This window comes from Ilyomonas limi, from assembly GCF_005233845.1.
Classification (GTDB): domain Bacteria; phylum Bacteroidota; class Bacteroidia; order Chitinophagales; family Chitinophagaceae; genus Ilyomonas; species Ilyomonas limi.
The window spans coordinates 708,860-721,717 of the sequence record NZ_SZQL01000001.1; the positions used below are offsets into that span (position 1 = coordinate 708,860).

9 protein-coding genes are annotated in these 12,858 nt (G+C 42.7%); all 9 read left to right on the forward strand.

From position 1 onward, the window contains the following. Window positions 1-56 precede the first annotated feature (56 nt). The gene (gene atpC / locus FC093_RS02795; RefSeq protein WP_137260197.1) at window positions 57-311 is read left to right on the forward strand and encodes an ATP synthase F1 subunit epsilon; all 255 of its coding nucleotides are present in this window, start codon (window positions 57-59) and stop codon (window positions 309-311) included. 428 nt (window positions 312-739) lie between these two features. After that, window positions 740-1,996 (forward strand): c-type cytochrome, encoded by a 1,257-nt coding sequence (locus FC093_RS02800; RefSeq protein WP_137260198.1) that lies wholly within the window; start codon window positions 740-742, stop codon window positions 1,994-1,996. Window positions 1,997-2,105: 109 nt separating this feature from the next. Continuing rightward, the gene (locus FC093_RS02805) at window positions 2,106-5,351 is read left to right on the forward strand and encodes a TAT-variant-translocated molybdopterin oxidoreductase (RefSeq protein ID WP_137260199.1); all 3,246 of its coding nucleotides are present in this window, start codon (window positions 2,106-2,108) and stop codon (window positions 5,349-5,351) included. Between the two features lie 119 nt (window positions 5,352-5,470). Then, window positions 5,471-6,910, forward strand: a complete 1,440-nt coding sequence (gene nrfD / locus FC093_RS02810) for an NrfD/PsrC family molybdoenzyme membrane anchor subunit (RefSeq protein WP_137260200.1) — start codon at window positions 5,471-5,473, stop codon at window positions 6,908-6,910. Window positions 6,911-6,978: 68 nt separating this feature from the next. Then, a complete protein-coding gene (locus tag FC093_RS02815) occupies window positions 6,979-7,569 on the forward strand; it encodes a DUF3341 domain-containing protein (protein ID WP_137260201.1) in 591 nt (196 codons plus the stop codon). 15 nt (window positions 7,570-7,584) lie between these two features. Further along, entirely contained in the window at window positions 7,585-8,307 is a 723-nt protein-coding gene (locus tag FC093_RS02820) for a c-type cytochrome (RefSeq protein WP_240743158.1), read from the forward strand. Between the two features lie 36 nt (window positions 8,308-8,343). Further along, window positions 8,344-9,582 (forward strand): quinol:cytochrome C oxidoreductase, encoded by a 1,239-nt coding sequence (locus FC093_RS02825; protein WP_137260202.1) that lies wholly within the window; start codon window positions 8,344-8,346, stop codon window positions 9,580-9,582. A 204-nt stretch (window positions 9,583-9,786) separates the two neighbouring features. Beyond that, window positions 9,787-10,914: a cytochrome c oxidase subunit II gene (locus FC093_RS02830; protein WP_137260203.1), complete on the forward strand. Its 1,128-nt coding sequence runs from the start codon at window positions 9,787-9,789 to the stop codon at window positions 10,912-10,914. A gap of 34 nt (window positions 10,915-10,948) precedes the next feature. Then, window positions 10,949-12,772, forward strand: a complete 1,824-nt coding sequence (locus tag FC093_RS02835; RefSeq protein ID WP_137260204.1) for a cytochrome c oxidase subunit I — start codon at window positions 10,949-10,951, stop codon at window positions 12,770-12,772. Window positions 12,773-12,858: the final 86 nt, after the last annotated feature.

Here is a 12,858-nt window from a genome sequence, read left to right on the forward strand (position 1 = left end):
TAAAGGGGAGTAAGGCAATATATTTTAAACTTAAAAATTCCCTTTAGGGTTAGGGTATGACACTGGAAATATTAACTCCGGAAAAGAGATTGTATAGCGGCGATGTGTATGGGATACAATTGCCGGGTATAGATGGTTTGTTTGAGGTACTGGATAAACATGCGCCATTGGTAAGTGCCTTAAGCAAAGGCACTGTAAAAGTATTACAGGATAAAACCCGTACCGAACGCTTTTCTATACAGGGCGGATTTGTAGAAGTATTGAATAATAAAGCTACCGTATTGGTAGAAGGTGCAACCGCATTAGATTAAAAGAAAGTTTTACTAGTCCGCATAGAGCCATTAGCTGAGAAGCTAATGGCTTTTTTATTGCTGATGATGTAACCAGATATACCATAGCTTTTACAACGGCTTTCTATTGGATGAGTATAAATTTTATCCTGAGGCAAGCTAATCCTGCGTTTGAGTTATTCAAAATACAAACTGATTTTTGTTAGCCTGTTCTTAAGTAAAAATCGGCATTTTAAGCACCATTTTTCGCTCTATCCTATGGTTTCTTACTGATAATAAGTGGAGTTTTTATAAGAGCGGTCAAAGGGCATAATTGCCGCTTATCCACTTCCGCAGACCTTTCTATGACAAAAAAATTTTAAGGCATTGCGCTTTTGTCAAGTTCCTGTCATATTTTTGCGGCCGTCCACAAGGGAATTTTTCTACATCCAACCTCTCAGACTGTGAATATGAATCACCATAGCAGATTAGGAAAACACATTGGTTCAGTTGTTATTTTATTTTTCTTATTTATAGTAGGTTTCAAGGCAAATGCTCAGAACGGGCAATCTCTGTTTGCAGCAAACTGTGCATCGTGCCACCAGGTAAATAAACGCCTTGTTGGTCCCGCATTAGCCGGCGTGGAAGAAAGAGGCCCGTGGACAGACCGGAAAGCGCTACATGCCTGGATACACAATCCGGCTGGCTTCATGAAAACGGACCCTTATACACAAGGTTTGTTTAAAGAATACGGCGGCGTAATGATGACAGCATTCCCCGGTCTGTCTGAAAAGGATATTGATGCTATACTGGATTACATTAAAAGTGTTCCGGCTGCAACGGCACCTGTACCGGGCGCTGCAACCGCTACAAACCCCGAAGCATCCGGCGATAATACGCTCTTGTTTGGTATTCTTACTTTAATCTTAGCCATTGTTTCTTTTGTATTGCTGCAGGTAAACAGCAATCTTAAAAGACTTGCAGACGACAAAGAAGGGGTTGGCGGTACAGAGCCATTGCCTTTCTGGCGTAACAAGGCATACATCGCTTTTGTTGCGGTTATCCTGTTCTTGATCAGTGGTTACTTTACTGTTTCCGGCGCTATTGGCCTGGGACGTTCACAAAAGTATGAGCCGGTTCAGCCTATATTCTATTCGCATAAAGTGCACGCCGGCACTAATCAAATAAGTTGTTTGTATTGTCACGGCAATACCGAAGTGGGCAAGCAAGCCAATATCCCTTCTGTAAATATTTGTATGAACTGCCACATGGGTATCAACGAATACAAAGGCCCTGATAAACTGGTAGATGGCGATGGTAAGGAGCATGATGGAACTGCTGAAATACAGAAACTGTATCAATATGCCGGCTTTGAATATGGCAAGCTGTGGGATGCCAGCAAAGCACAGCCAATACCCTGGGTGCGCATTCATAATCTGCCCGACCATGTTTACTTCAACCACTCGCAGCACGTGAAAGTAGGTAAAGTACAATGCCAGAGCTGCCATGGCGAAATACAGAATATGAATGAAGTATATCAGTTTGCTGACCTGAGCATGGGCTGGTGTATCAATTGCCACCGCAATACGCAGGTTCAATTTAAAGACAATGGTTTCTACAGCATTTACGAACAGTACCACGAAAAAATAAAAAACGGCACTTTAGATACTACAAATATTACTGTAGAAAAAATAGGCGGCACAGAGTGCCAGAAATGTCACTATTAAGATAATATCGGCTAATCAGCAGGTAACACAGCACAGAGCAATTTAGTACAGATGCACATTGGTTATTCAGCATAATTAGCTTTAATCAGCACATTACAGAATTTAAATTATGGGAAACAAGCACTGGCAAAGTTTTGGCGAGCTTAATCGAACCGAAGCATTCAATGATGCTGCCAAAGATGAATTTCGCGAAGACCTTCCATTCGTAGCAGATAATAAAGGACTGCTTGAAGCAGTAAGACCACGAAGAGACTTCTTGAAATATTTAGGCTTCAGTACGGCTGCAGCAGCCGTTGCTGCAAGCTGCGAAATGCCCGTAAAAAGGGTTATTCCTTTTGCCAATAAGCCTGAAGATATTGTACCCGGCACCGCCAATTATTATGCAACTACTTATGTGCAGGATGGCGATGCGGTGAGTATATTGGCTAAAGTAAGGGATGGACGTCCTATAAAAATAGAGGGCAACGAGTTATCGCCCATCACCTTTGGCGGTACATCTGCCCGCGTGCAGGCTTCGGTGCTCGACTTGTATGATACGGCACGGTTGCGCTATCCTTATATTACACGTAAGCAAAACGAAGTAACACACGAAGCTATTGACAGAGCTATAGCTGTTGACCTTGCCAATTTGGGTGGTGCTCCGGTAGTTCTTTTAACCAGCACTATCAATTCTCCTACCACTAAGGGGGTAATAGCGCAGTTTCTTGCAAAATACCCTGGCAGCCGCCATATACAGTACGATGCTGTTTCGCATAGCGGCATGTTGCTGGCAAACAAAGCCAGCTATGGCCGCCAGGCTATACCTACCTACCGCTTTGATAATGCAAAAGTAATTGTAAGTCTGTCGGCTGACTTTTTAGGTACCTGGCTTAGTCCCGTAGAGTTTGCACCACAATATGCAAAAGGTAGAAAAATAAACGAACAAAATCCTGCCATGAGCAAGCACATTCAGTTTGAGAGTGTGCTGAGTATGACAGGTGGTTGTGCTGATGAACGTTATTTGCATCGTCCTTCAGAAATAGGCGCCGTAGCAGTTGCCTTGCTGAATGCTGTTAATAGTACTGGTACTACAGGCATATCTGATGCTAAACTGAAGGCTGGTATTGAAAAAACGGCTACGCTGTTAAATGCTAATAAAGGTGCCAGCGTGGTAGTGTGCGGCAGCAACGACCCGAATGTACAAATAGTGGTGAATGCCATTAATGAAGCGATAGGTGCAAATGGAAAAACCATTGACTGGAATACGACTTTAAACTATCGCCAGGGTATAGATAGTGATTTTGCACAACTGGTAGAAGATATGAATGCCGGAAGAATTGGTGCTTTGCTGATTCACGGTGCTAATCCGGTATATACCTGGAGTGATAGCAAAAGCGTGGCTGATGGCATAAAGAAGGTAAAAGTAACCATTTCCTTTAACAGCAAAAACGACGAAACAACCCAGCTTTGCAAGTATGTGATTCCTGATCACCATTTTCTCGAGAGCTGGGGTGATGCTGAGCCAAGGTCCGGGTCTTATTCCTTAATGCAGCCAACCATTTATCCTTTATTTAAAACAAGGCAATGGCAGGATAGCCTGCTTAAATGGAGTGGCGCACCTGCTACAGATTATTATACTTATTTAAGGCAATACTGGCTGGGTGTTTTAGGCGGTGAAGATGGTTGGAACAAAGCCATCCAGGATGGCATAGTGCATCCCGCTACTTCGGCAACAACTGTTAAGACTTCTACTGCTACCCAAGATAGCACAATGGCTAAAAGTACGCCTAATGTAGCTATTCCTGCGCCGGTAACAACTGGCGCACCTACTAGCGGCGGTACTGCTGCCTATAATGGCGGTGGTTTAGCCGCTGCAACAGCTGCTATAAGTGCCAATGCGCCAAAAACATCGGGAACAGAATTGTATTTATACCAAAAAGTAGGCATTGGTGCTGGTCAGGGCGCCAGCAATCCCTGGTTGCAGGAGCTGCCCGACCCGGTAACACGTGCCACCTGGGACAATTATATTATTATTTCTCCGGCAATGGCAAAAAGCCTGCTGGGCATTGATCTGGAAAAAGCCGGCGACACAGATGATTACGAAGTACACCCGGAAAAGCAGGTGCTTAAAGTAACTGCTGGTAATAAAACGGTGGAACTGCCTTTCCTTATTGTTCCAGGTACACATCCAAATACTATTGGTATAGCCGTAGGTTACGGACGTACCCCCGAATTGGGTAAAGCAGTAACAGTAGGCGGTGGTAAAAATGTATATCCTTTTACCTCTTATACCGGTAGCACAATAAGCCATATTGTACCTGCTGTAACTATCGAAAAAACAGGCAATACTTATCCGTTGGCGCTGGTACAAACACATAATACTTATGATACGCCTCAGGGCAATCGCACTGAAGTGGTAAAAGAAATAAGTCTGGCTGAGTTTAAGGCAAAGCCAAATGAAATACTGGAAGAGCGGGAAGAGGAGTTGGAACCTTTTGGTGGATTGGAGCATTTTGAAAAACAAGGTACCATTTTCCCTTATCACGAAAAACCGGGCGTTAAGTGGGGAATGAGTGTGGACATGAACAGTTGTATTGGCTGCGGTGCTTGTGTAGTAGCCTGCATCAGCGAAAATAATATAGCGATTGTAGGTAAAGAAGAGGTACAGCGTTTTCATGATATGCACTGGTTGCGTATAGACCGCTATTACAGCGGCAATATGGATAATCCATTTGTTACCTACCAGCCCATGCTTTGCCAGCACTGCGATAATGCACCCTGCGAAAATGTGTGTCCGGTAGATGCTACCAACCACAGCAGCGAGGGCTTGAACCAAATGGCTTATAACCGTTGCATTGGTACACGCTATTGCGCAAATAACTGCCCTTATAAAGTACGTCGCTTCAACTGGGCCGATTATACCGGCGCAGACAGCTTCCCTGACAACCAACGGCAAGTACTGGATGCCGCAGTAATGAACATGAATGAACCGCTTACACGTATGGTGTTGAACCCCGATGTAACCGTTCGTTCGCACGGGGTAATGGAAAAGTGCAGCTTCTGCGTACAGCGTTTGCAGGAGGGTAAGCTGAAAGCTAAAAGAGAAAGCCGTCCACTGAAAACCGGCGAGAATAATGAGTGGGATTTAAAAACCGCCTGTCAGCAGGCTTGCCCAACCAATGTATTTGTATTTGGTAATGTAAATGATCCTAACAGCGCCATTTCTCAGATGAGAAAGAATAACCCGCAAAGATCTTATGGTGTGATAGAATTTCTTCACACGCTACCAAATGTTAATTATCTCACGAGGATAAGAAATATAGACGAACATATAGGTGTTGGCGAGGAGCATCATGAAGGTGAAGGAGCCGCATAGCATTTGCTGCCGTTGCAACTCATTGTATGCAGAGGTAGCAGATAAAAGATAATAGCAGCGATTTAGTTTATTCCCATAAATAAAAAATTCAGTTTTCTTAGATTTTAAAATATTGCCGGATGTCACTAAAATACGAATCACAGCTAAGGGAACCGTTGGTGGATGGAGATAAAAATTATCATCAGGTAACGGTAGATATTTGTACGCCTATTGAAGTGAAACCATCAAAACTGTGGTATGTAGGCTTTTACATTTCGGTAGCACTGTTGCTGTTTGGCGTGTACAGCGTGTACCGCGAAGTGGTATATGGCACCGGGCAGTGGAACTTGAATAAAACAGTTGGCTGGGGTTGGGATATCACCAACTTTGTATGGTGGGTAGGTATTGGTCACGCCGGTACATTAATCTCTGCCATCTTATTGCTCTTCAGGCAGGGCTGGCGTACCGGTGTAAACCGTGCTGCAGAAGCAATGACCATTTTTGCGGTAATGTGTGCCGGTCAGTTCCCTATTTTTCACATGGGGCGCGTATGGATGGGCTTTTTTGTAATGCCTTACCCAAATACCCGCGGACCTGTTTGGCCAAACTTTGATTCTCCACTGATGTGGGACGTGTTTGCCATCTCTACTTATTTTACTGTATCCCTTTTATTCTGGTACAGCGGTTTATTACCCGACTTTGCAACCGTGCGCGACCGTGCTAAAACAAAACTCCGTAAATTATTATATGGTATCGCCTCTTTTGGCTGGACGGGTTCTACCAAGCACTGGCAAAGACACGAATCGCTCTCGCTCGTACTGGCAGGCTTGGCAACGCCGCTGGTACTTTCGGTACACACCATCGTATCTTTCGACTTTGCTACTTCCGTAATACCTGGCTGGCATACCACAATCTTCCCACCGTATTTTGTGGCAGGTGCTATCTTCTCTGGCTTTGCAATGACGCAATCGCTGCTGATTGTTGTCCGCAAAGTGCTTCACCTGGAGGATTATATTACTATAGGGCATATAGAAGCAATGAATAAAGTAATTGTACTCACCGGCTCTATCGTAGGTTGCGCTTACCTTACCGAGTTATTTATGGCTTTTTATAGCCAGAATAAATACGAGGCCTATGCATTTTTCTACAGCCGCGGCAACTTGTTTAGCCCGTATGGCTGGAGCTATTGGGGAATGATGGCCTGCAACGTATTGTCTCCGCAGGTGTTCTGGTTCAGAAAACTAAGAAGAAATGTTACATTAACGTTCTTCATGAGCATCATTGTAAATACAGGTATGTGGTTCGAGCGTTTTGTAATCATCGTTACTTCCATATACCGAGATTACCTGCCTTCGTCCTGGACTGTATATTATAGCCCAAGCATCTGGGAGGTAGGCTTCTATCTTGGTACATTCGGTTTGTTCTTTACCTGCTTCTTCCTGTTTGCGAAATACTTCCCGGTAATTGCAACAGCCGAAATCAAGGCTATATTAAAAACATCGGGCGAAAATTATAAAGACAGAATGACGCCGATAGAAAAAGAAGAGCCGGCAGAATTTGTACACCAGTTTGCGCATTAAAAGATAGTATTAGTTGAAGTAAGTACAGCAATATATTTAACCATTAAATTTCCTGCGGGAATAGGATTATGGCAAAAAAGAAATTTGTAGTAGGATCTTTTGATAATGAAGATGTATTATTTCCTGCTGTGAAAAAAGTACGCACGGCTGGATACAAAATACATGATGTATATACGCCCTTTCCGGTACATGGGCTTGACCATGCCATAGGTATAAGGGAAACCAGTCTTCATACGGCAGGGTTTATTTATGGCATTACCGGTACAGCAACTGCCTTAGGTTGTATGGGCTGGATTTTTACAACGGATTGGCCGGTAAACATTGGTGGCAAGCCTCACTTTGCATTACCGGCTTTTATACCCATTACTTTTGAGTTGACCGTGTTGTTTTCTGCGGTAGGTATGGTTATTACTTTCTGCTATTTGTGTCAAATGATGCCTTTTGTAAAAAAACACCACTTTAGCCTGAGGGCCACCGATGATCTTTTTGTAATGGTGATTGAATGTACTGCCAAGACCAATGTAGATGACTTGAAAGCCTTTCTCACCAATAACGGCGCCATAGATGTAAATGTACAAGAAGCAGAACCCGGCTGGTGGTTTGGCCGTTACGATAAAGACCAGCAGCTGATAAGAGATACGTACGTACAGCCAGTATAAAACAGGAACTTATTTATGATGAAAAAGTTATCTATTATATTATTTTCTATTGCAGGTGTTGCTGTTGCGACCGGGTGTAGTGATATAAGACGAGAGCCTGGACTTATTTATATGCCTGACATGGCTTACAGCAGGGCTTACGAAACCTATGTTGTAAGAGATACGAACTATTTTACTATGGATTCGGCGAATCCGCATGGTAAAATTTTCTATAATGCTCGTCCGGTGGCAGGTACTATTATGAGAGGGGAAGACTTAACCTTTACCCTGCCAAAAGACAAGGCTGGCGATAGTACCTACTATGTAGCCTCCAAACAGATACAAAATCCATTAACCAATCCGGGTGCAGCAGATTTAAAAGAGGGCGAACGGCTATATTTAATCAACTGTGCAATATGCCATGGTTCCAAGCTGGATGGCAATGGCCCGCTTTATAAGGGTGGTCAGGGACCTTTCCCATCAGCACCTAAAAACCTGGTTAGTGATCCTTATACGGTAAATATGCCTCCTGGTCAGATGTATTATTCCATTACTTATGGTAAAAACCTGATGGGACCTTACGGGTCGCAGTTGGATCATCATCAGCGCTGGATGGTTATTAATTATATAAAATCGAAGCAGGCTGCTAATGCTCCTAAGCCAGCGAGCACCAGCAATACAGAGCCTGCTAATGCAGATGCCGGCGCCAATGCAAATACAAGCTCAACAACATCTGCTGGCACAAGTGCAACGAAATAAATATTTACTTCTGTTTTAAGCTATAAAAAAGAAATAATGGCTGCTATAAAAGAAAAATTTGAGATACCAGGTAAAATGCGAACATGGTCTTTAGCCCTGATTGCTATTGGACTGCTACTAACTATTATAGGCTTTATTACAAAAGGGTTAAGCAGTGAAGAGCACGAGCGGGCAGTGTTTTGGGGTACGCTCTTATATAATAGTTTGTATTTTATGATGATATGCAATGCGTGTATGTTTTTTATATGCGCCACTACACTGGCTATGGGCGGGTGGGATGCCACTTTTCGCCGTGTACCCGAAGCTATCTCAACGCTGGTGCCCATTTTTGGTACTATCGCAGGTCTTCTCATGATTTTTATTGTTTTGTCAGACAAAGGCTATATTTATCAATGGCTGGATAGTAAAGAGGTAGCACACAGTAAAATGATACAGGGCAAATCAGGTTTTTTAAATAAACCATTTTTTATTATCTGGACACTTCTTACTATTGGTTTGTGGAGTGTATTAGGTGCACGCATGCGCAGGCTGTCTGCCGAAACCGATAATGGACAGCTTAGCTATGAGCAAGGTAAAAGTTTTGTTTGGCGCAACACCGTTACGGCTGCCATGTTTATAGTATGGTTTGCGCTTACAACGGGTTCTGTTACACCCTGGTTTTGGATGATGAGTATTGATGCAGAGTGGTACTCAACTATGTATAGCTGGTACACCTTTGCAAGCACATTTGTAGCAGGCATGTCATTAATAACCTTATGGGTGATTTATTTAAAAAACAAAGGCTATCTCGAGCTAACCAACCAGGAGCATTTACATGACTTGGGTAAATTCGTGTTTGCTTTCTCAATTTTCTGGACGTACCTTTGGTTTGCACAGTATATGCTAATCTGGTATGCCAATATTCCTGAGGAAACTATTTATTTCAAACATCGTGTGGAGGGTGCATACAGAGGTATCTTCTTCTTCAATTTGATTGTAAACTTTGTTTGTCCTATTCTCATTCTGATGAAACGCTCTGTAAAGAGAAACTATACACTAATGACCTTTATGGCGGTGCTTATTGTATTTGGGCACTGGATAGATTTCTACCAAATGGTAATGGGTAGTATATCTGAGCAGCATGTAACACTGCTAAGTAGTGGCTGGCTCGATTTTGGAGTGGCCGCCCTGTTTATAGGTTTAATGATATTGATTGTAGGCAGGTCGCTGGCTTCGAGGCCACTGGTGGCAAAGTATCATCCATTCCTTAAAGAAAGTATTATTCACCATACATAACAGGCATAGTAAGAGAGGCAGGAGAGGAGGGTTGAGTACAAAATTTGTGAATTAAATAATAAATAAAGGAATTGAAGTAATTGCTGATACTAAACCGGGGATTATTGAATTTGGGGAGTAAGATAGTAAAGATAATTTGCCAGAAGGCAGATGAAGTATAGGCTAAACATAGCATATTTATAGAAAAGAAAACTTGTTTATAGCATGTCGTTGTTTTTTACCATTGCAGTAGTAGTACTGATTTTTCTGATCATATTTCAGATTGCAAAAGCTGCCGAATATGTAGCTGTATTGAAAGGTGAGCAAAAGTCTAACAGACAACAGAATAAGATTAATGCTTTTCTGATGATTTCATTTTTGGTGTTGGGCTTAATTGGTGTGTATTGGTCCAATGAATTGTTTTATAGCAAAACCGTAATGCCTATCGGGGCAGCCAGTGACCACGGTGAGAAGTACGATCAGATGTTTACATGGACAATCATTATCACTGGTATTGTATTTTTCGTTACACAAATACTGCTTTTCTGGTTTGCTTACCGTTATCAGCACAACGATAACCGAAAGGTTTACTTTTTTCCGCACAACAATACATTGGAATTGATTTGGACTGTGGTGCCGGCAATTGCATTAACGGTGTTGGTAGTAATAGGCTTAAGAAACTGGTTTGCAATGACGAGTGCCGCACCAAAGAATGCAATGGAAGTTGAAGTAGTTGGTAAACAGTTTGGCTGGCTATATCGCTATCCGGGCAGAGACCACAAATTTGGCCAAACATTTTACAGGGTAATAGATGATGGCGCCAATAACCCTTTAGGTCAGATATGGAGAGATAGTGCCGCGTTGAATTTACATGCAGACCCTGCGAATTTTGATGATGTAATGCCCACCACTTTGTACCTTGTGAAAAACCGCCCTGTGAAAATGATTATTAACTCCAGAGATGTGGTGCATGACGTGGGGCTGATACATTTTAGAATGAAAATGGATGCGGTGCCCGGTATTCCTACTACCATTTGGTTTACACCAACGCTCACTACAAAGGAAATGCAGGAGAAAACGGGCAATCCAAATTTTCAGTACGAGATTACCTGCGATCAGATGTGTGGTAATGGTCATTACTCCATGCGGGGCGTGATTGTAGTAGTAACACAGGCAGAGTTTGATGCATGGCTGTCTCAGCAAAAGCCTAATTATTATGCTGCTTTTCCCGAAAAGGATCCGGCAAATAAGGTACAGGTAGCTACGCCGCCTACTAACCCTAATACCGGAGATACTTCCAGATTAAGAGGTACAAGCGGTAATCCGGTAGGCAATTCTCCCAATTTAAAGTAAAGCAATACACGTAATTATTATAAAGGAGTTTGATATGAGCAACGAAGCAATTTTGCAAACAGGAGTGGGTGGAGCACATACCGCCGGTGTTCACGAAGAGCATCACGAGCACCATCATCATGAGACTTTTATAACAAAATATATCTTTAGCCAGGATCATAAAATGATTGCCAAGCAGTTTCTTATCACCGGTATGGTGTGGGCTGTAATTGGCGGTGCTATGTCTCTTTTATTCCGTTGGCAACTGGGGTATCCCAACGAACCGCTGCCAATGTGGGTGCAGGATATATTAGGTAAATGGTGGGTGAAAGATGGACATATTACACCTGAGGCCTATTATGCGCTGGTTACAACACATGGAACAGTACTGATATTTTTTGTATTGACAGCCGGCTTAAGCGGCACCTTTGCCAACCTGCTGATACCTTTGCAGGTGGGTGCACGTGATATGGCTTCGCCGCTGATGAATATGCTTAGTTATTGGTTCTTTTTTACTGCGAGTATTGTGATGCTGTCTTCTATGTTTGTAGAAACTGGTCCATTTTCAGGAGGGTGGACAGCATATCCGCCTTTGAGTGCTTTGGGCGACGCCTCGCCCGGCTCTAAAACGGGTATGGATCTTTGGCTAATAGCAATGGCGCTTTTTGTAGTATCGCAGTTATTGGCTGGTCTTAATTATATTTCCACTGTATTGAACATGCGTACCAAAGGTATGAGCATGACAAGATTGCCGCTTACTATCTGGGGTTTGTTTTTTACCGCAATTTTAGGTGTACTTTCTTTTCCTGTATTGTTCTCCGGATTTATATTGCTGATATTCGACCGCAACTTTGGAACCTCCTTTTATCTTTCCGACATATTTATAAGTGGTGTAGGTCCTTTGCCGCACGAAGGTGGCAGCCCTATATTATACCAGCATTTATTCTGGTTTTTAGGGCACCCGGAAGTGTACATTATCATACTGCCGGCTATGGGCATCGTTTCGGAAATAATGTCTATAAATGCACGTAAACCTATATTCGGTTATATGGCAATGGTAGGCTCCTTATTTGCAATTGCTGTACTGTCTTTCTTAGTGTGGGCACATCATATGTTTGTGTCGGGTCTTAATCCATTCCTTGGTTCAATATTCGTATTACTTACTTTGCTTATAGCAGTGCCATCAGCTATTAAAGTATTTAACTGGCTTACTACTTTGTGGCGAGGCAACATACGTTTTACGCCTGCTATGCTTTTTGCAATAGGCTTTGTAAGCATCTTTATCTCCGGTGGCTTAACAGGTATCTTCCTGGGTAATTCTGCATTAGATATTCACCTGCACGATACCTATTTTGTTATCGCACACTTCCATCTTGTAATGGGCGTAGCCGCCATGTTTGGCATGTTTGCAGGTGTATATCACTGGTATCCAAAAATGTATGGCCGTTATATGAATAATACTTTAGCCTATATACATTTCTGGCTTACGATGATAGGTGCTTATCTTATATTTTGGCCTATGCACTATCAGGGCTTTGCCGGTATGCCGCGCCGATATTATGATTATACTCCCTGGGTATCTTTTGACCATTTTGAAGGGCTTAACCGCTTCATGAGTACCGTAGCCATTATTGTATTCTCCGTGCAGATACTATTCTTATTCAACTTTTTTTATTCTATATGGAAAGGCAGAAAAGTGCGTACGCAAAATCCATGGGGTGCTAATACTTTGGAATGGACTACCCCTATCAAACCAGGGCACGGCAACTGGACCGGAGAAATACCGGAAGTACACCGCTGGCCATACGACTATGGTAAGGATAACCGCGAGTTTATACCGCAAACGACACCGGTAGGGGCAGATGAGAATATTCATTAAGTTATGAATGATAGTTGTATCAATCGTATTGAATAATATCTTTTAATTTTTCACTGATGCCCTGAGAAATCAGGGCATTTTGTTAA